This is a genomic window from Polyangium sp. 6x1, from assembly GCF_029946515.1.
In the GTDB taxonomy this organism is placed as follows: domain Bacteria; phylum Myxococcota_A; class Polyangia; order Polyangiales; family Polyangiaceae; genus Polyangium.
Window position 1 is genome coordinate 152,226 of record NZ_JARZHH010000011.1, and the last position, 19,939, is coordinate 172,164.

Below are 19,939 nucleotides of genomic sequence, written 5' to 3' on the forward strand. Positions count from 1 at the left end.
CTTCGATTTCAACGAAAAAAAACCGCGGCCAATGGTTCTCTCGGGCTCCTCGGGTGTTTTTTGATCCGCGCGGCGTGTGTCGCGCGGGGAACCGGTAGGTTCGTCATGGCGTTTTTCAGCTTCATCAAGAAGGAGAAGGCTCGCGCGAAGGCGGCGTCCCAGACGCCCCCGGCCTCGGGACACCTGAATTTCATGGGCGGCGTCTCGTACGACCTCTCGTCGCCGATCCCGCGCCTCCGCCTCGCGGCGTCGACGTGCTTCTTCGGCGAGCCCATGTATTACCACCGCGACGAGAAGGACGCGCGGCCCGCGAAGGCCGCGGCGAATCCGTGCCGGCTCTCGAACAAGGAGGTCGATTACCTCCGCGCGACGCTCGACGCGGTCGATCCGCAGGCGTGGCGCAAGCTGTCGCCCGCGGAGCTCATCGAGAGCGCGATCGACGAGGCGCTCGAGCACGACGCCGAGGCGACGCTGGAGGAGGCGGCGCGGCTGCGCAATGACGAGCACATCCGCACGACGCCGCAGGTCATCCTCGTGCGCGCGGCGAACCACCGCGCCCTGAAGGGCACGGGCCTCGTGCGCAAGTATGCGCCGCGGATCGTGAAGCGCGCGGACGAGCCGGCGGTGGGCCTGGCCTATCAGATGTTTCGTTATGGCAAGCCGATCCCGAACGCGCTGAAGAAGGCGTGGCGTGACGCGATCACGCGCTTCGATACGTACGGGCTCGCGAAGTACCGGCTCGAGGATCACGCGGCGAAGACCGTGGACGTCGTGAACCTCGTGCACCCGAAGAGCGAGGCGGTGCATAAGCTCGTGAAGGGCGAGGCGAAGAACACGGGCCGCACGTGGGAGGCGATCGTGAGCGCGCGTGGCTCGAACCGGACGGCGTGGAAGAAGGCCATGGCGGTCATGGGCCACATGGCGATGCTGCGCAACCTCCGCAACATGCTGGAGGCGGGTATGAAGGCGGACGAGATCGTCCCGTCGCTCCTCGCGGGCGCGAAGGACGGCAAGCAATTGCCTTTCCGTTACTTCTCGGCCTACAAGGCCGTGGAGGAGAAGGCGCCGGGGCCGCTGCTCGATGCGATCGAGAAGTGCCTCGTCGCGTCGCTCGGTGAATTGCCGCATTTCCGCGGCCGCGTGATGGTGCTCGCGGACAACAGCGGCTCGGCGCAGAGCACGACGACGAGCGCGATGGGCACGATGAAGGTCTCGACGATCGGCAACCTGACGGGCGTGCTCGCGGGGATGCGCGCGGACGAGGGTCACCTCGGCGTGTTCGGTGACGAGCTGGAGACGTTCGCGATCCGGAAGGGCGCGTCGATCTTCGATCAATTGAAGCGCGCCGAGGGGCTCGCGAAGGACATCGGTCAGTCGACGGAGAATGGTGTCTGGCTCTTCTTCGACCGGGCGATCCGGATGAAGGAGCACTGGGACTCGATCTTCGTGATGAGCGACATGCAGGCGGGCCACGGCGGCCTGTACGGGACGAACAAGGCGCAGTATCGCGAGTACGGCTGGGGCACGGGTGGGCAATACATCGACGTGGCGAAGCTCGTGTCGACGTATCGCAAGCGCGTGAACCCGAACGTGAAGGTGTTCCTGGTGCAGATTGCCGGTTACAAGGACACGCTCGTGCCGGAGTTCTACGACCGTACGTACATCCTCGGCGGCTGGGGCGAGGGCCTGCTCCGCTTCGCCGCGGAAATGGAGAAGGCCTCCTCCGGGAAGGCTGCGTGATCGAGGGGGCGGGGCGCGTCTTGTGCCTCGCCCCCCGATCTGCTCTCCTCGGGCGCATGGCCCCTCCGCAGGATCGAAGCTGCTACGTCCTCGAGCTCTCCGTGGGGCCCGGCGGTTCTCGCTGGGCCGAACTCCACGCTTATCCGAATCTCGACCACATTCGCGCGTGCCTCGACGTCTTCCTCGAGAATGGCGGCGGGACGAGCGCGTACCACGCAATTTATTATGGCGCGACGCTCGGCGTCTGGACGGTCCAAGGCGGCAACGTCGTGGGATTCGTCGACCTGCATCCCTTCATCCAGGTGCGTCACCGCGACAAACCGCCCGTGGCGCTCACGGACGAGGCGGGCACGAGCGCCCTCGTGTACGCGAGGCGCAAGGAGCGGTATCAGCAGGACCGCGAGGGGGCGGACCTCGAGGACGAGGATGAGGACGACGAGATCCCCGGCCCGAACGAGTGGGACGATTCCGATCTGACCACGTACGAAGAGATGACGATGGCGGTCGATTGGAGCGGCGTCCTCGCGCGCCTGCCCGCGCTCGAACCGCCGCTCCTCGCCCCCGGCGAGCGCGCAATGGTCCGTTACGATCGCTGGAGGAAAACGCCCCGGACCATGTACGCCAGCAACGAGAGCGTCAGGTTCGGCTCCTACGATGTCGAGTGCGGTGAGAAGCTCGACCCCCCCTTCGAGATCGAGATCCCCGAGCCGGACGACGAGGACGAGGACGACGAATTCGACGATTGAGCGTCACTCCTCGCAGCGCGTCTGCTCCACGGAGGCGCATTTGCCGCCGATGCAGACGAGCGAGGCGCAGGCGAGGGTCACGCCGTCGACGGCGCAAGGCTCACCCGCGGCCGCGGGCAGGACGCAGGTGTAATCGGTGAGGATGTCGCAGAAGCCCTCGGCGCAGGCGAACGGCGTGAGGTTCGCGAGCATCTGCTCCTGGCAGCTCGCGCCGAGGCCCGGCGCGGGCAGGCAGCGCTTTTCCGTGCAGCCGTCGTTGTCGCAGGTGCAGGCCGTGCCGAGCGGGCACGCGCCGCTCTCGACGCAGCTCTCGCCCTCTTCGAGCAGCGGGAGCTCGGCGACGATCGGCTCTTCGTCGCCGCATTTCCCATCGACGCACGCGAGCGGATGCTGGCAAGCGCCGAGCGAGTCCCCGCACGCCGCGCCGAGCCCGCCGCGCTTCGAGCAGCGGCCCTCGTCGTCGAAGTTGCAATAAAGGCCGTCGTCGCAATCATACGCCATGTTGCAAGGCTCGCCCTCCGCGCGCGCGGGCCGGCAGGCATAATCGGCGTCGCTCGCGCAATTGGCAGGGTCCGCGCAGACGCAAGCCGCGCCTTCGCCGCACGCGTGGACGCTCGCCCCGGCGCACGCCGCGCCTGCGTCAAGGTCGGCCACGCAGACGGCGCCCTCGCAATGGGCGCCGGCCACGCAGGGGCCGTCGCGCAGGTTTTCGAAATCCACCCCCGCCTCGTCGCACGCCGCGCCGATCGCCGCACGGTCCTGGCAGGTGCCGTCCGAATTGCAGAACGCATTCGGGCCACACGAGCCCTCGCTGCAACGCTCGGGCGCGCGCGTACAAGTGCCCGGGCACGTGTTCCCCTCGAACACGCACGAGAGGCCCGCTGCGCAATCGGAGACGGTGCCGCCGCGGCAGCTCTCGCCCTCGGCGCGCGTGCCGACGACGTAATGCGCGCAGGAGGGATCGATGCCGAGGCCCTGCGCAGCGAGCGCCCCGCAGCTCGCGGCCTCGATCGCCGCGGTGCATTTGTCGACGGCGGCGGGGTCGACCACGACGTCGGGCGAGGTGAGCACGTCGGCGACCGACTCGCAGCGCTGCGCTTCGAGGCAAGCGTCGACGTCACCCGGCGTGTTGTTGATGAAAGGATGCCCGCACGCGACCTGCCGCTCGCACGCGGCGCGCATGAGGTCGCAGACGAGCGTGACGGCGTCGTCCGGTTTGTCGGGACCATCTCCCGGGTGGGGCTCGCTGGGCCCGGGGCCGCCCGAGCAAGCAGGAAGGAAAGACGCGAGGAAAAGGAAAGCAAACGAAGATCGCACGCGTTTGGCTCCGCGAAAGGGTTCGTCCCGCCGCATTGCAAAGGGAGGGCCAGGGTGAAATCGTCGGCGCGCGCCGGCATTCGAGGCCCCGGTTGCGCCAGGGCTGCTCGACTTGGGCAGGGGCGGCACCGTCGTTTCGTTCACACCGCCCCGGAGCCCCGGACACCCCTCCCCACGATCGGCGCGAGGGACGTGTAAGGTTCGCCGGGCGCCGCCGTTTCCTCAGGCGAAACGCCACTCGGAGGAACTTCTGCCATGCTGCGCTCCCGCCCCCTCGTCGCCCTCGTCGCGCTCGTCACCCTCGCCCAGACCCTCGCCGGTTGCGGCGCCGCGTCCTCCTCGTCAGGAGGCGCCGCCGAACCGCAGACCACCGCGGCGGCGGTCGACGATTCCTCCTACCCGCGCCAATACACGGCCACCGGCGAGGCCGCCGCGCCGGCCGCGGACGAGGCGGCGCCCATGGTGACCGGCGCGGCCGCGCCGATGGCGCAGCAGCCCGTGAATCCCGCGCCCACCATGATGGTGCCCGCGCCGCCGCCGCCCGCGCCGGGCACGCCCAAGAGGGCCGAGGCGAGCAAGTCCGAGGCCGAGCGCAAGGTCGCCGTCGTCGCGCCAAAGCCGTCGCCGCAGCAGCCCGCCCCGATCGCCGTCTCGCCGCCCGAGCCGAAGGGCACCGAGGACTACAAGGATTACGGCGTGAACCCGGTCGTCGACCCGGCGAAGGATCGGCTCTCGACGTTCGCCATCGACGTCGACACGGCGTCGTATTCGATTGCCCGCCGGAAGATCATGGAGGGCACGCTCCCGCCGTTCGCCTCCATCCGCGCCGAGGAGTTTTTGAACTACTTCGATTACAGCTACGAGGCTCCGAAGAGCGGGCCGTTCGCGGTGCATTTCGCCGCCGCGCCGTCGCCGTTCACGAAGGGCCATCACCTCGTGCGCGTCGCCGTGCAAGGCAAGCGCGTGCCGGAGAGCGCGCGCAAGCCCGTGCACCTCGTGTATCTCGTCGACACGAGCGGCTCGATGGAAGCGGCCGACAAGATCCCGCTCGCCAAGCGGAGCCTGAAGCTGCTCACGAGCTCGCTGAAGAAGGGCGACACCGTGGCGCTCTGCACGTACGCCGGCAACGTGCGTGAGGTGCTCGCGCCGACCGGAATCGAGGAGAAGGACAAGATCTTCCGCGCGATCGACGACCTCTCGGCCTCGGGCTCGACCGCGATGGCGAGCGGAATCGAGCTCGCGTACAAGCTCGCCGAGCGGACGCTCGTGAAGGGCCACGTCAATCGCGTCATCGTGCTCTCGGACGGCGACGCGAACGTGGGGCCGACGTCGCACGAGGCGATCCTCGACATGATCGGCCGTTACAAGGAGAAGGGCATCACGCTGAGCACGGTGGGCTTCGGGACCGGCAATTACAAGGATACGATGATGGAGCGCCTCGCCGACAAGGGTGACGGCAACTATGCGTACATCGACAGCGAGGTGCAGGCGAAGCGCGTGTTCCAGGATCAGCTCTCCGGCATGCTGGAGGTCATCGCGCGTGACGTGAAGATCCAGGTGGAGTTCGACCCGAAGGTGGTGAAGGAGTACCGGCTCATCGGCTACGAGAACCGCGACATCGCGGACAAGGATTTCCGCAATGACAAGGTCGACGCGGGCGAGATCGGCAACGGCCACGCGGTGACGGCGATCTATGACGTGGTCCTCAAGGACACGAAGACCTCGCCGATCGTGCTCCGCCTCCGCCACAAGCAGCCGCTCGCCGGCGATACGGCGAGCGAGAGCGAGTTCAAGATGGATCCGGCGACGATCGCGGCCTCGTTCGACGCGGCGGGGCGCGATTTCCGGTTCGCCGCGACGGTCGCGGCGTTCGCCGAGGTGCTGCGGCAGAGCCCGCACGCGCGGGATTGGTCGATGAAGGACATCGCGCGGCTCGCCGATCAGGCCGCGACGACGCAATCGGATCAGCAGGAGTTCGTGAGCCTCGTGCACCGCGCCGAGAAGCTTGCGACGGGCAATCAGGGGCCCGCCGTGGCGCGCTGAAAAAGAGCGCCCGGACCTCGACGAACGCACTCGATCCTCCTATTCTGGCGCGGCTGATGTCGCGCCTCGCCCTTCCCCTCGCCGCCTCGCTCCTCGCCCTCGCCGGTTGTCCCCACGAACCGGCGACGCAAACCCCCGCGCCCGCGCCCACGCCCGCGCAGCCGGTCGCCGCGGCGCCGCCCATCGAGATCGTCGAAACGCCGCCGGCCGAGACCACGCTCGATCACCCCGACGTGCCGAACGCCGCCGACGTCTGGCTCGCCATGATCCAGGGCGCAAAGCGTTCGATCGACATCGAGCATTTTTACATCAGCAATGCGCCCGACGGAAAAAGCGGCAAACTGGAGCCGGTGCTCGTCGCGATCGAGGAGGCCGCGCGTCGCGGGGTGCGCGTGCGGCTCCTCGTCGACATGAAGTTTTACCTGCGATACCCCGAATCGGTCGATCGGCTGGGCTCGCACGGGGTAGTCGTCCGCAAGATGGACCTCCGGCCGCGGGACGGCGTGCAGCACGCGAAATACATGGTGATCGACGATTCGGACGCGTACGTCGGCAGCCAGAACATGGATTTCCGCTCCCTCGAACACATCCAGGAGATCGGGGCGCGGGTGCGCGTGCCCGAGGTCGTCGCGGCGTTCGCGCGGGTGTTCGAGCAGGATTGGCGGTCGTCCGGCGAAGAAAGCCATGCAGAGCCGCCGAAAGCGACGCCGCTAAAGATCCCCGCGCGCGTCACGCTCGGCGGCGAGGAGGCGCGGATCCTGCCCACGGCGAGCCCCAAGGATCTCCTGCCCGCGGGCGTACCGTGGGAGCTGCCCGAGCTGCTCGCGCGAATCGACGGCGCCGAGCGTACGCTCGACGTGCAGGTCCTGACGTACCGCACGAAGATGCGAAACGGCGCGCCGTGGACGGACCTCGACGACGCGCTCCGAAGAGCGGCGAAGCGCGGCGTGCGCGTGCGTTTGCTCGTCTCGGATTGGAGCAAGCGCGAGGCGTCGCTCGATGGGCTGCGCGAGCTTTCGCGCGTGCCGGGGATCTCCATCAAGTTCATCGTGATCCCGCAAAGCTCGTCCGGCTTCATCCCGTTCGCCCGCGTGGCCCACGCGAAATACATGGTCGTCGACGGCAAGAGCGCCTGGATCGGCACGAGCAACTGGGAGGGCGACTATTTCACGGTGAGCCGGAACGTCGGCCTGTTCATCGACGGCAAGGCTGTCGCCGAGCGGCTCGGGCGCATCTTCGAGGACGGGTTCGGCGGCGCGTACGCCGAGGTGCTCGATCCCAACCGCAAGTACGAGCCGCCGCGGATCGAATGAGATTGACGGGCGAGGTCTTTCGTTTTCTCATCGGCGCGTGCACGACCTCCGCCGCGTAGCCCCGCTCCTCCCACTTCTCCTCGTCGCCGCGTGTGACCGCGGGTCGAGCGACATCAAACCCGCACCCACGCCCTCGGCCTCGCCCACGCCCTCGGCCGCAGCGGCGGCCTCGGGGGCGCCGGCGGGCTCCGTCGTCGCCGCGACGACCACAGCCGCGCCGCTCAAGCCCCCGCAGGGCCCGGCCGCGTGCAAGGCGGGCGAAAAGAAGGTGTGGGGCGCGGGCGCGAACAAGCTGACAGGCCTTTCGGTCGTGGACCTCGGCGAAGGCCGCCAAGGCGTGGGCCTGGCGATGGGCTACGACCCGTACGTGCTCGTCGTCGAGAAGTCGGGCGAGGGCCGGCTCGTGAAGGTCGCCGTGGGCAAAAGCTCGCCCCTCGCAAAGCCGCCGAAGGCCGAGGAAGGGACGCGCAAGGTCATGCGCGTGACGCCGTCGAAGGTCGACGGCGACAAGGTCTACGCGTTCGTCGATTACCACGACGAATACAAGGACAAGCGGCGCCGCGTCGCCTGCGGCCCGGCCGATACGAGCGACGCGTGGAACCATTTCGAGGGCACGCCGTGGCTCGATCGTCCGGAAAAACCCACGGGCGAGGAGCGGGCGAAGCTGCTCAAGGGCCACGATTACGATCGGGGCGACGCCGAGGACGACGCGAAGGCGAAGGTCGACAAGGCCGAGGACGAGAAGGGTTATCACGAGCTGCGCGATTGCCGCACGTTCTCGGACGGCGGCGGCAAGGCGTGGATCGTCGGCTCCGAGCTCGAAGCGGACGAGAAGGCCGAGGGCGCGCTCGAATGGAAGAGCACGCTGATCGTGGATACGGGGAACAAGGAGAACGAGGTCCACCTGCATGAGATCGTGCTCAAGGGCGATCCGCCCGCGCTCGCCTCGTTCGAGGTGCCGATCTCGCACGCGCTCGACGATGGCGGGCTTTTGCTCGCGACGCGGTTCAGCTCGACGCTCCGCGTGGGGATCCTCGGAAAAAACAAGCGCCTGAAGAGCAAGCTCGTGAGTTATCCGGGCTTCCCCACGATCCCGCACGCCGCCGAGGACGGCGACGACCTCGTGATCGTCACGTCCGTGGCCAAGGAAAAAGGTCAATTCGCGCTGCGCGCGCTCCGGGTGCCGAAGAGCCTGGAGCTGCCGAAGAAGCTCGCCGCGGTCGACACGCACATGGGCGACGCGGGCCACGACCACGCGCACGGGCACGACGACGAGGCCGATCACCACGACCACTCCGAGACGGATCCGACGTTCCTGCGCGACACGCAGGGGCGGCGCTGGCTCGCGTTCATCGAGGGAAAGCGCGGCAGCGGCGACCTCGAGCTCGTGCCGATCGACGAGAAGTTCCAGGCGATCGGCAAGCGCTATTCGGTGCTCGACGACAAGAGCCTGGCCTCGGAGGTGCGCCTCTTGCCGCTGCCCGACGGCAAGATCCTCGTGGTCTCGCTGCGCGAGGGCACGGGCGGCACCGAGCTCGTCTCCGAGGAGCTCACGTGCGATATCGTGAAGGAATGAGGGGTTAAGCCCCCGCCTGCTTCTGTTCGAGCTCTTCCCAGCGCGCAATCAAGGTCGCCGCGCGCGCCTTGGCCTCGTCGAGGCGCTTCCCGAGCACCGGGACGTCCGCCCCGCGGGACGAATACAGCGCCGGATCCGCGAGCTCTTTTTCGAGCGACGCGACCTCGCCCTCGGCCTCCTCGATCCGGCCCATGATCCCTTCGAGCTCGCGCTGCTCGGACCAGGTGAGCCCCTTCGATTTCGGCGCGGCCGGCTTGCCCGCGGCGGGTTTGTCCTTGCTGGTCACTTTCGCGGCCGCCGCCGCGGCCTTCGCCGCCTCCTCCTTCGCGGCCTCCGCGGCGGCCTTTTGCTGCAAATAATCCTGGTGCCCGCCGGCATACCGCACGACGCGGCCGTCGCCCTCGAACACGAGGAGCGAGGTCGCGACCCGATCGAGGAACCACCGGTCGTGCGTCACGACGAGCGCGCTGCCGCCGTACTCGGTGAGCATCTCCTCCAGCGCCGAGAGCGTGGGCAAATCGAGGTCGTTCGTGGGCTCGTCCAGGATGAGCAGGCTATGGCTCTGCGATAACATCTTCGCGAGGACGACGCGCGCCCGCTCGCCGCCGGAGAGCGATTTCACGGGCTGCCGCTGCGCATGTCCGTCGAAGAGGAACCGTTCGAGGAACGAGCGGACCTCGATCGGCTGGCCGCCGAGCTCGATCTTGTTCCCCGCCGCCGCGACGTTGTCGTAGATCGATTTGTCCTCGTCGAGCCCGCTCCGGTGCTGATCGAAATAGCCGACGCGGGTGTTTTTCCCGACCACGATCTCGCCGCCCGCCGGCGCGACGTCGCCCAGGATCGCCCGGAGGAGCGTGGTCTTGCCCGTGCCGTTCCGGCCCACGATCCCCACGCGTTCGCCGGCCGCGAGCACGAAATTGAAGTCTTTGAGGAGCGTGCGGCCCCCCATCTCCAGCGTGAGCTTGCGCAATTCGAGGACGGTTTTCCCCGTAAAACTCGACTCCGCCAGGAGCTTCGTGGTCTGCTCGGCGCGCGCGGGGACGGCCGCCTTCGCAGCCTCGGCCCGCTGGATCCGCGCCTTCTGCTTGGTCGTGCGCGCCTTCGGCTGGCGCCGCAGCCATTCGAGCTCGGTCCGGAGCAGGTTCTGCCGGTTCTGCTCGGTACGCGCCTCGATCGCGAGCCGCTCCGCCTTCGCTTCGAGGTAGTCCTCGTAGCCGCCGTCGTACGAATACACCTTGCCGCGGTGGAGCTCGATCGTCCGGTCGACGACGCGGTCGAGCAAATACCGATCGTGCGTCACGATGAGCAGCGCGCCCTTGTACTCCTCGACGAGCCAGCGTTCGAGCCAGTCGATCGTCTCCGTGTCGAGGTGGTTCGAAGGTTCGTCGAGGACGAGCAGCGCAGGCGGCGCGATGAGCAGACAAGCGAGCGCGACGCGACGTTTGTCCCCGCCCGAGAGCTCGGCCGTGGGCGCGTCGGGACGCGTGACGCCGACGTGGCCGAGGATCTCGTCGACCTTGTGGAGCTGATCCCAGCCGCCGAGCCGCTCGATCTGCGCGGCCACCTCCGCCTGCTCGGCGAGGAGCGCGTCTTGATCGCCCTCGCCGTGGCCGAGCCGCGCGGAGATCGCCTCGTATCGCGCCTTCGCCGCGGCCCACGGGCCGAGGCCCTCGACGACCAGCATGCGGCCCGTTTTCGCCGGATCGAGCGCGGGTTCCTGCGCGAGATACGCGACGTCCGCGCCGCGCCGCTGCGCGACCGTGCCCGTGTCGGGCTTGTCGAGGCCCGCGAGGATGCGCGCGAGCGTGCTCTTGCCTGAGCCATTGGCTCCGACGAGGCCCACGCGTTCTCCGCTGTGGATGGAAAGCGAGACGCCATCGAGGATGCGCCTCTCACCAAACGACTTCGTTAACTCTTGTGCAACAAGGACGGGCACGGAGCCGAGCGTAGCACTCGGGCGAACCACCGGTACGGCAGGGATGCGATGCGAACGACAGAGCTTCCGTCACGGAGGGCCGAACGGCGCGTTGACGGCGCGAGGGACCATCGGCTAGAGTCAGGAAAATCCTCATGTCCCACCGCCTCATCGCCGGCAAATACGAGCTCGTGCGGCAGATCGGGCGTGGGGCCATGGGCCACATCTGGGAGGCGCTCGATCTTCAGCTGCGCCGGCGCGTGGCCCTGAAGCTCATGTCCCCGGACCACGTGGCCTCGACCACCGCGCGAACCCGGTTCGACCGGGAAGCGAAGGCGATTGCCCAGCTCCGGAATCAGCACGTGGTGCAGATTTACGATTACGGCATTGACGAGGGTTCGCCGTACATCGTGATGGAGCTCCTCGAGGGCGAGGACTTCGAGAGCCGGCTCGAACGGATCGAGCGTATGCCGCTCGGCGCGCTCGTGCCAATCGTGACGCAGGCGGCGATCGGCCTCGCCGCCGCGCACGCGAAGGGCATCGTACACCGCGATTTCAAGCCCGCGAACGTGTTCATGGCGCGCGGCGAGGCCGACGAGACGGTCAAAATCCTCGACTTCGGCGTGGTGTCGATGCTGACGAGCGAGGAGGACGCGACGGAGGACGAGCTCCAGCTCACCTCGGCGGGCAGCATCGTGGGGACGCCGCTCTACATGAGCCCCGAGCAAATCCGCTGCGGCGCGGTGGATCTGCGCAGCGATCTGTGGTCGCTCGCGGTGCTCGCCTATCGGGCCCTGACGGGGCAGCACCCGTTCCCCGGGCAATGGCTGGGGATGCTGATGGTGCGCATTTGCACCGATCCGTTCCCGCCGCCCTCGACGTACTTGAAAGAGCTATCGCCGGAGGTGGATCGCTTCTTCGAGCGGGCGCTTTCGAAGGACCCGGACAAGCGTTTCCGCTCGGCGCGGGAGTTCGCGAGCGCATTCGCGGCGCTCGCCGATCGCAACCAGCCGGGGACGGCGAAGATCCTCGTCGTCGACGACGAGCCCGACGTCCCGCACCTCATCAAGCAGCGCTTTCGCCACCAGATCAGGAAAGACATTTATAGCTTCGTCTTCGCGACGAACGGCGAAAACGCGCTCGAGGAGCTGCGCAAGCACGGCGACATCGACGTCGTCCTGACCGACATCAACATGCCGGGCATGGACGGGCTCACGTTCCTGTCGCGCGTGGGCGACGTGAACCCGCTCGTCCGGACGATCATCGTCTCGGCCTACGGCGACATGAGCAACATTCGCACCGCGATGAACCGCGGCGCGTTCGATTTTCTCGTCAAACCGATCGATTTCAAGGACCTCGAGGTCACGATCGAGAAGACGCTGAAGCACGTGACGGAGCTCCGGACGAACGCCCGTTCGAGCGAGGAAAACAGCGTGCTGCGCATGTTCGTGAGCCCGAGCCTGGTCGACCGGCTGAGGTCGACGTCGACGTTCAACGCGATCGATACCTGGCAAGGCACCGTGGTGTTCATCGACGTCGCGGGCTTTCACGCGAGCTCCAAAGAGCAGGAGCCGAGCGAGCGCGTGCGCACGCTGAACGCGAATTTCGAGGTGATCGTGCCGGCCGTGACGAACCGCGGCGGCGTGGTCGACAAATTCCTCGGCGACGCGGTGATGGCGACGTTCCGCGGCGACCACCACGTGACGCGCGCGCTCGAGGCGAGCCTCGACGTGCGAATGCAGCTCCGCACGCTCGCATTGCGCGCCGGGCAGGATTCGCCGTTCGCGCTCGGCGTGTCGATCGGCGTGGCGACGGGGGATATGCTCTCGGGCGAGATCGGGTCGAAGGCGTTCGGCCGCCTCGATTACACGATCCTCGGCGAGGTGCCGCGCGCGGCGGCGATGCTCCAGGCCGCGGCCACGAAGAATCAGATCCTCATGAATCGAGGCGCGTTCGACGTCGCGCGCGAATCATTCGATTGCGTGCCCGTGCACCCGAATACGATCGAGCCGATCGAGGCGTTCGAGCTCGTGCGTCGCGCGGGCACCGATATCATCGGCGGCCGGGGCGGGCCGAATTCGATGGCCGAGACGATCGACCTCACGGGCGGCCCGTCAGGCGGGAATGCGGCGACGGGCGGCGGGTCGCCGCTGATCTGAGCTTTCCCTCACCCCCGGGCCCCTCTCCGCGAGGCGGAGAGGGGAGAGGGAGGGCTCGGGTCAGGGATGCTGGTTGCGCACCGCCTCGCGCTCCTGGCGCATCTTGCGGTGCTTGAGCTCGGGCGACTCGGCGACGGCCATGCCGATGAGGCGGAAGGCCTCGAGGAAGTGCTTGAGGCCGATCCGGATGAGCTCGGGGCTGACCTCGCCGACGTCGGGATACCCGAGGCCCTCGGCGTCGGGCTGCACCTTGCCCCAGTTCGCGAAGAGCCGGCCCCACTCGCTCGCGAGCACGCGCTGCACGTTCTTCTGCGCGTACATCGGGTACCAGAACGCGTCGTGGTACGCGACGGACGCGACGTAGGCCCACGGCGCGAGCCACGTCTTCAGCGACCACTCGACCGGCTTCTTCAGCGGGCCCCAGTAGATGCGGTGCTGGTTGCGCGAGGCGAACGTCATCTCCTTGAAGGGGCCCTGGAAGTCCCACTTGTCGTTCAAGGCGTCGACGTCGCCGACGATCTCGATGTCGCGCACGTCGCCGCAGCCGAGGCCGAGGTCGTGCGCGAGGCGGACGAACTTGAGGTCCTTCAGCGGGTCGAAGCCCATGAGCTTGCCCGCGACCGCGTCGATCGCGACCTGATCGGCCGACGCGAGGATCACGTTCTTCACGTGCGGGATCATGCAGCGCGGCCCCGGGCCGTCGCCGGCGAAGGTCCCGTCCATCACGGCGAAGACGCCGCGGTGGATCTTCTTCTGGATCATCAGGAGATCGACGAGCGTCTCGTGGATGACCGGGTGCGTCCAGTGGCGGTGCTCGTTCAAGAGGCCACCGAACGCGTTCTTCATCGCGCCCGTCGTCGTGGTGAAGATGTGCGTCTTCACCGTGGGCAGGTGGATGATGTTCTCGCCGATGAAGCGCTTCGGGATGCTGAAGCCCTTCGGGTAGACCTCGTTCAGGCAGAGGAATTTCTTCGTCAGGTCACCGACGGCGTCACGCACGTCGATCCACTCCTCGCCCTCGTAGAGATGGACGTTGCGCAGGCCGTGGGCCTCGACGACGTCGATCTGCTTGTTCTCGCGCTCGCCGAGGTGCGCGTCGATCACCACCGTGCGGTTGTGGCAGGCGTGGATGAGGTCCTTCGCGTAGCCGTCGCGCTTCATCGCGCGGATGACGCCCTCGAGCTGCCAGGGCACGGTGGACGAACCCGGGAAGAAGAAATGCCAGGAGATGTTGACCTTGAGGGCCGTGTCCGCGTCCTTGGCGACGACGTCCTGGTAGCCCGCCAGGTTCATCAAGCGGTGGTAGTCCTCGAGGACGGTCTGGGGAGACGTCCGGAGGATCGCGACTTTCGACTTGCTCATCTAGACCTCGGCGCTTTCGGGCGTGCATATAGCATGGGGGGCGCCGGTGGCCGCCGCTGCCGCCTCGGGCGTTGCAGATCGCCCCTGGGGTAGGTAGAGTCGGAGTTCAAGACGAGCCGAAGTGGCGGAATGGCAAACGCGGTGGATTCAAAATCCACTGTCCTCACGGGCTTGTGGGTTCGAGTCCCACCTTCGGTACCGAGTTCGTCGCTCTGAAGAAGCAGGCTGGAGCGACGCGAAGAGGCCAGGTTGAAGCGGAGAAGAGGGCGTTCGGGGATGGAGCCGCTCTTCGCGGTTCTCGCCCGCGAGCGTGGCGTCGCGCCGCCGTCGGACGCGTCGCGCTCGCCCGTCTCCGCGCGTGACTGGGAGGCCGCCGTGGGCTCGCGCATCGCGGCGCGCGCGCGGCCGGTCAAGCTCGAGCGAGGCGTGCTCCACGTGCGCGCGGCGAGCTCGACGTGGGCGCAGGAGCTCTCGATGCTGTGCGAGCCGATCCTCGCGCAGCTCAAGGCGCGCGGCGTCGCGGTCGAGTCGCTGCGCTTCCGCGTGGGCCCCGTGGACCCGCCCGAGCGCGCGAAGACACGGAACGACGTGCGCACCGCGCCTCCCGCGGTGAAGCTGCCCGAGGCGCTCGCCACGGAGATCGAGCACGTGGCCGACGAGGCGCTGCGCGATGCGATCCGGCGCGCGGCCGCGAAGAACCTCGGCTGGCAACGCATGCGCACGAGCCGCAAGCGGACCGCGGCGCCCGAGGCGCGCGTCGAGAACGACGAGCGCGGCGCGCGCGCGCAAGCGCAACAAGAAGACGCGCCGGTTACGACGACGACGCGAGCCGCTCGAGGCCCTCGACCCGCTGCACCAGGAAGCGATCCGCAGGACCGAGCTGGGGCGCAATCTTCTGCAGCTCCGCGACGTACGCGCGGATCATCCTGATGTCGTAGCCCTTCGCCTTGCGCACGATCGTGTAGAGCTCGTCGATCACGGAGCCGGGCAGCGGCGCGCTGATGGTCGTGTAGAGATCGAAGACGTAGTCGATCCACGAGCCCTTCGTCGTCGCCGCAGCGAGGCGCGCGGCGTAGAGCGCGGCGTACTCCGCGACGCCGCCCTTCGGGCGCTGGCCCGTCTTGGCGCGCTTCAAGATGCCCTGCAGGAGCGAGGCGAGGATGCGCTCGGCCTCGTCGGCGCGGCCCATCGCGAGCGCCTTGTCCGCGACGCCGCAGAGCAGGCGAACCGACTGGAAGCGTCGCGATGTCTCCGAGCGACCGCCGAGCCGGATGTCGACCTCGCCCTTCGAGTCGATCGCCGCGGCCTCGATGGAGGCATGGATCTCGGCGACCTGCATGCCGCCGATCGTCTGCATCGCGCGGCGATGCTCCTCGTCCGCGAGCGGGCTCGAGCGCGGCTCGTCGGTCTTGTAGATGATGATCTCCTGGTTGCCGATGCGGATCTTGTCGCCCGGCACGAGCTCGCGCGGGCCCTCGATGCGCACGCCGTTGACGAGCACGCCGTTGCGGCTGCCGAGGTCCTTCGCGACGACGCCGTTCGTGCCCACGACGAGCGCGGCGTGCTTGCGCGACACGAGCGGATCGTCGACCGCGAGCTGGCACTCGGGCCCGCGCCCGACGACGAACTCCCCGAACGGGAGCTCGAGGTCATGCGCGAGGTAGCGGATCCTGAACGGCATGTCCGAACCTCACTTGAGCCCGCCGAGGCGCTCGAGGCCCTCGATTCGTTGCTGTACGAACCGTTCGCTCGGACCGAAGCTCGAGGATCGGCTCCGAAGCGACTCGGTGTACGCCCGCATCTTGCCCATGTCGAGCGTCTTGACCTTGCGCACCGCCGAGTAGAGCTCGTCGACGACCGTGCCCGGCACGAGCTGATCGATGCGCGTGTAGAGTTCGAAGATGTAGTCGATCCAGATGCCCCTGCCCGTCGCCGAGGCGAGCTTCGCCGCGTAGACGGCGGCCGTCGCCGCGAGGTCGAGCGGAGGTTCTTTCCCGTCGCGCGCCTTCTGCAGCACGTCGTTCAGCGAGCGCAGGAGGATGCGCTCGGCCTCCTCGGAGCGGCCCATCGCGAGCGCTTTGTCCGCGACGCTCCCGATGAGCGAGAGCGCGTTGACGTGCCGATCGGGGTGCGCGTTCGCGGCCGCGACGAGGTTCGCGCTGTTCACGCTCGGCGTCGGGGACGTGTTCTGCTGCTGCGACGCGACGCCGGGCGTCGTGTAGTCGCTCCAGAAGTCCTCGCGCGTCTCGAAGCTCTCGTGGCCCGCCACGGTCGGCATGCGCGCCGAGCGCGCGGCGCTGCGCGGGTGGCCGAACGCGATCGACTCGGGCACGCTCGAGAAGCCCTCCTCGGGGATGTTCTCGAGCACCATCTCCTGACCGCCGATGGTGATGTGATCCCCGTGCGCGAGCTTCTGCTGCCCCTCGATCTTCGTGCCGTTCACGCTCACGCCGTTGCGGCTGCCGAGGTCCTCGATCGTCACGCTGTCGCCGCGCACCGTGAGCAGCGCGTGCCTGCGTGATACGAGCGGATCGTCGAGCGCGAGCTGGCAGTCGGCGCTGCGGCCGATCACGAACTGGCCCAGCGGCACTTCGAGCTCGTGCGACAGATACCGCAGTCGGACCGCCATGTTCGAGCCATACCAATGGCGTAGAACGCCGTCAAAGCGGCTCTTTTCGGTCCGGTTGTCCCACCCCCCGAAAAACGGCTCAGCCCCGGCCCGGAGCTCCCTCGGACAGAACCCGCAAGAGGAAGAGGAGCAGCCGCGGATGCGAGAGGAGCCCGTAAATCGTGAGCTTTTCGTCGGCCATCGCACGCGCGACATCCCACAATGTCGCACTCCCCTCCGGCGTGCGCATGAACACCTTCGGGAGGCGCAGCCAGCGGGACAGGCCGACGTTCGCGAGGCGCCGGAGGACCGCTTCGTCGCCGCAGAGGGTCACCGAAGGGATGCCCACGGTGCCGTCGTGGATCGTCAATCGGCCGTGATCGAAGCGCATCGTGAGCGTCTGCGTCGTGTCCTGCGCCACGACGAGCACGGAGCCACGGAGCGCCCGAAAGTCCTGCGTTTTCCGAGCGGAGCTGCCGACGTTCTGCCGGATCCGGTCGGCGAGCAGGATCGCGAGGGTGTTTTCTTCCGTGCCTTCGGCGAGGTCGATGATCGGGTCCACGGTGCCGCTCGTCCCAGGCTCCGCGCCCGGTGAGAGGAGCATGACGAAGGCGCGCCGCGCGGTCGAGCGCTACCGCGCGCCCACGATCGCCGAGGCGCCGATGTCGGTCCGGAAATGCGCGCCTGCGAAGGAGATGCGCCGCGCCGCCTCGTAGGCGCGCTCCCGCGCGAGGGCGATCGAAGCCCCGACGGCCGTGACGGCGAGCACGCGCCCGCCCGCCGTGACGATCCCCTCGGCCGTCCTCTTCGTGCCCGCGTGATGCACGACCACGCCGGGCACCTCGGCCGCCTCGTCGAGCCCGCGGATCACGTCCCCTGCGCGCGGCGTGGCCGGATACCCAGCCGCCGCGAGCACCACGACGACCGCGCTTCGCCCCGGCGCGACACGCACGGCCGTGGGATCGAGCTTGCCGCTCGCGACCGACGCGCACATCGCGCCGAGGTCGCCGTCGAGCAGCGCGACGAGCGCCTCGCACTCGGGATCGCCGAAGCGGACGTTGTGCTCGAGCAGCAAGGGATCCCCGGCGGGCGTGATCATGAGCCCGGCGAAGAGCACGCCACGGAAGGGCCGGCCCTCGACGCGCATGCCGTCGATCGTCGGTCGCAAGATCTCTCGCTCGACCCGCGCGAGCAGATCCGGCCCGACCTGCGGCGACGGCGCGAACACGCCCATGCCGCCGGTGTTCGGGCCCTGGTCGCCGTCGAAGACACGCTTGTGATCACGGGCGACGGGGAGCACGAGGAGCGAGGTGCCATCGGTGACCGCGAGGACGCTCGCTTCCTCACCAGCGAGGGCCTCTTCGATCACGACCACGCGCCCTGCGTCTCCGAAGCGACGCTCGACGAGCATCGCGCGCGCCGCCTCGATCGCCTCCGCTTCGGTCTGCGCCACGACGACGCCCTTGCCCGCGCAGAGGCCGTCGGCCTTCACCACCACGGGCGCGCCGCGCCGACGGATCTCCGCCTCGGCGGCGGCCATGTCCGTCACGATCTCGAAGTCCGCCGTCGGGATGCGGTGCCGCGCGGCGAACTGCTTCATGAACGCCTTCGACCCTTCGAGCCGCGCAGCTTCCGCGCTCGGCCCGAAGACCCGGATCCCCGCCGCTTCGAGCGCGTCCGAGACGCCGGCGCAGAGCGGCCCTTCGGGGCCCACGACGACGAGGTCGACCGCTTCGCGCTGCGCGAGCGCGACGACCTCCGCCGGGTCGAGCCGCGCGCCCTCGATGGAGCGGATCGGCGCGCAGCCCGCCCCGCCTTCGTCCACGGTGCCCGCGTTGCCCGGCGCGACGAGGATCTCGGCCGTCGTGCTCGACCTGGAAAGCGCCCTGGCCAGGGCATGCTCGCGCGCACCTGAGCCGAGCACGAGCACCCGCCGCCCCGACGACCGCTCCGATCCGGAAACCCGCTGATTCACGGTGCGGCGGCTACCACGCGCCCCGACCTCACGCGAACGAAAAGTGATCCCGCGCGCCGAACGAGCGAGGACGTGAACACGCGTCCGGAACGCACCTCCATCTTTTTTCGGTCGAGCGCTCGACAGGCACGTCGCGATGAAGTACGACTCTGCCCGTTCGGGACCCGTCCCGTTGTGGGTCCGCCGACAGCGCACTGTGAACCCCGCCAGGCCCGGAAGGGAGCAACGGTAGCAGGAAGCGGGTGTGGCGGGCCCTTTTCCTTTTTGTCCCCTAGCCTAGCCGCGACGGGGGTTGCTCTCCCGACGCCTGGCCGTACGCTACGGGCGTCGTGGATTTTCTGTCCCCGGGCAACGGCGAGCCGCGTGAGGGCCGCGTGTTTCGGTGGGTCGCGTTCGTCGCGTCCGCCGCCCTCGTCGCCGCGTGCCTGCGGTTTGCCCTGCACAAACCGATCGTCGCCGCCGCCGTGATCGGCATCGTCGTCGCGGCGTCGGTCGGCCGGTGGCTGTCGCGCAGGCGCCTGCGTCGCGTGCTGCGCTCGGGCGACGTGATCGCGGTCCTGCGGAGCTGGGCGGGCACGCTCGAACGTGTCCCCTACCCGGCCACGATGGCGCCGCTCATGGCGGCCACCGCGTTCGCCGCGTGCGGCTGGATCGACAAGGCGCGCGCCGCGCTCGCCGCCGCCGAGCGAGGGCCCGTGTGGGAAGCGGCGATCGAACATCGCCTCTTCCTCGACACGTTGCTCCTCACGTTCGAGGGCGACCGCGACGCCGCGCTCGAAAAAGGCCGCCGCCTCGTCCGTTTGCCTCTGCCCCGCGGAGCGAGCGCGCTCAGGGACCGCGTCCTCGCCTTGCGCTCCGCCGCGTTCGCGCTCGCGCGCGCCTTCGCGCATCAGAGCGAGCCCGGCGACGACGAGCTGCTCGAACGGGCGAGCGAGAACAGCCCGCTCGTCTTCTGGGCGATGCGGTACGCGGCGGCCGTCATCGCGATCGATCACGGCGACCACGACAAGGCCACGCGCCTGCTCGTGGGCGCGCCGCCCTGGCCGGAGGAGTCGATCTTCCGCGCCTTCCACCTGGAGATCGAGGAGCGCGCGCGGCTCGCGCCGTCGGCTTGTTCGTGAACGAACGATGCGCGCACGAGGTCGTTCGGCAGCCGAACGGCCGCCGTGCTAGAGCGAGCGCCTG

At 68.6% G+C, this 19,939-nt stretch carries 15 protein-coding genes, 1 tRNA gene and 1 other RNA gene; 10 read left to right on the forward strand and 7 right to left on the reverse strand.

The window, feature by feature from the left end:
* The first annotated feature begins 105 nt into the window (after positions 1 to 105).
* Positions 106 to 1,740, forward strand: a complete 1,635-nt coding sequence (locus QHF85_RS13930) for a TROVE domain-containing protein (protein ID WP_281327646.1) — start codon at positions 106 to 108, stop codon at positions 1,738 to 1,740.
* A 56-nt stretch (positions 1,741 to 1,796) separates the two neighbouring features.
* The gene (locus tag QHF85_RS13935; RefSeq protein ID WP_281327647.1) at positions 1,797 to 2,486 is read left to right on the forward strand and encodes a hypothetical protein; all 690 of its coding nucleotides are present in this window, start codon (positions 1,797 to 1,799) and stop codon (positions 2,484 to 2,486) included.
* A 3-nt stretch (positions 2,487 to 2,489) separates the two neighbouring features.
* On the opposite strand, the gene QHF85_RS13940 is transcribed toward QHF85_RS13935, so the two are convergent.
* A complete protein-coding gene (locus QHF85_RS13940; RefSeq protein WP_281327648.1) occupies positions 2,490 to 3,803 on the reverse strand; it encodes a hypothetical protein in 1,314 nt (437 codons plus the stop codon).
* Positions 3,804 to 4,058: 255 nt separating this feature from the next.
* Here QHF85_RS13940 and QHF85_RS13945 point away from each other — a divergent pair, with 255 nt between their 5' ends.
* Genes QHF85_RS13945 through QHF85_RS13955 form a run of 3 tightly spaced genes read left to right on the forward strand, consistent with a single transcriptional unit; the run spans position 4,059 to position 8,735 of the window.
* Complete coding sequence (locus QHF85_RS13945) at positions 4,059 to 5,846, forward strand: von Willebrand factor type A domain-containing protein (protein ID WP_281327649.1); 1,788 nt, start codon at positions 4,059 to 4,061, stop codon at positions 5,844 to 5,846.
* Between the two features lie 56 nt (positions 5,847 to 5,902).
* The gene (locus tag QHF85_RS13950) at positions 5,903 to 7,159 is read left to right on the forward strand and encodes a phospholipase D-like domain-containing protein (protein WP_281327650.1); all 1,257 of its coding nucleotides are present in this window, start codon (positions 5,903 to 5,905) and stop codon (positions 7,157 to 7,159) included.
* Between the two features lie 37 nt (positions 7,160 to 7,196).
* Positions 7,197 to 8,735, forward strand: a complete 1,539-nt coding sequence (locus QHF85_RS13955) for a hypothetical protein (RefSeq protein WP_281327651.1) — start codon at positions 7,197 to 7,199, stop codon at positions 8,733 to 8,735.
* A gap of 4 nt (positions 8,736 to 8,739) precedes the next feature.
* Here QHF85_RS13955 and QHF85_RS13960 read toward each other — a convergent pair whose 3' ends face one another.
* A complete protein-coding gene (locus QHF85_RS13960; protein WP_348652737.1) occupies positions 8,740 to 10,701 on the reverse strand; it encodes an ABC-F family ATP-binding cassette domain-containing protein in 1,962 nt (653 codons plus the stop codon).
* Between the two features lie 104 nt (positions 10,702 to 10,805).
* Between QHF85_RS13960 and QHF85_RS13965 the strand changes: the two genes are divergently transcribed.
* The gene (locus QHF85_RS13965) at positions 10,806 to 12,809 is read left to right on the forward strand and encodes a protein kinase (RefSeq protein ID WP_281327653.1); all 2,004 of its coding nucleotides are present in this window, start codon (positions 10,806 to 10,808) and stop codon (positions 12,807 to 12,809) included.
* A gap of 60 nt (positions 12,810 to 12,869) precedes the next feature.
* Here the strand turns inward: QHF85_RS13965 and QHF85_RS13970 are convergent, their stop codons facing one another.
* Positions 12,870 to 14,171 (reverse strand): DUF362 domain-containing protein, encoded by a 1,302-nt coding sequence (locus QHF85_RS13970; protein WP_281327654.1) that lies wholly within the window; start codon positions 14,169 to 14,171, stop codon positions 12,870 to 12,872.
* A 115-nt stretch (positions 14,172 to 14,286) separates the two neighbouring features.
* Between QHF85_RS13970 and QHF85_RS13975 the strand changes: the two genes are divergently transcribed.
* A tRNA-Leu gene (locus QHF85_RS13975) sits at positions 14,287 to 14,369 on the forward strand.
* Positions 14,370 to 14,447: 78 nt separating this feature from the next.
* A complete protein-coding gene (locus QHF85_RS13980) occupies positions 14,448 to 15,101 on the forward strand; it encodes a DUF721 domain-containing protein (RefSeq protein ID WP_281327655.1) in 654 nt (217 codons plus the stop codon).
* Here the strand turns inward: QHF85_RS13980 and QHF85_RS13985 are convergent.
* The 4 genes from QHF85_RS13985 to purD form a co-directional block, all read right to left on the reverse strand.
* Positions 14,983 to 15,852, reverse strand: a complete 870-nt coding sequence (locus QHF85_RS13985) for an FHA domain-containing protein (protein ID WP_281327656.1) — start codon at positions 15,850 to 15,852, stop codon at positions 14,983 to 14,985. The genes QHF85_RS13980 and QHF85_RS13985 overlap by 119 nt on opposite strands.
* Positions 15,853 to 15,861: 9 nt before the next feature.
* Complete coding sequence (locus QHF85_RS13990) at positions 15,862 to 16,800, reverse strand: FHA domain-containing protein (RefSeq protein ID WP_281327657.1); 939 nt, start codon at positions 16,798 to 16,800, stop codon at positions 15,862 to 15,864.
* Positions 16,801 to 16,879: 79 nt separating this feature from the next.
* Positions 16,880 to 17,383 (reverse strand): hypothetical protein, encoded by a 504-nt coding sequence (locus QHF85_RS13995; RefSeq protein WP_281327658.1) that lies wholly within the window; start codon positions 17,381 to 17,383, stop codon positions 16,880 to 16,882.
* 27 nt (positions 17,384 to 17,410) lie between these two features.
* Positions 17,411 to 18,754, reverse strand: a complete 1,344-nt coding sequence (gene purD / locus QHF85_RS14000; protein WP_281327659.1) for a phosphoribosylamine--glycine ligase — start codon at positions 18,752 to 18,754, stop codon at positions 17,411 to 17,413.
* A 173-nt stretch (positions 18,755 to 18,927) separates the two neighbouring features.
* Here purD and ffs point away from each other — a divergent pair.
* Together ffs and QHF85_RS14010 are read left to right on the forward strand one after the other, a co-directional pair.
* Positions 18,928 to 19,015, forward strand: an RNA gene (gene ffs, locus QHF85_RS14005) — signal recognition particle sRNA small type.
* A 68-nt stretch (positions 19,016 to 19,083) separates the two neighbouring features.
* Positions 19,084 to 19,875, forward strand: coding sequence for a hypothetical protein (locus QHF85_RS14010; RefSeq protein ID WP_281327660.1), 792 nt, complete (start codon positions 19,084 to 19,086; stop codon positions 19,873 to 19,875).
* Positions 19,876 to 19,939: the final 64 nt, after the last annotated feature.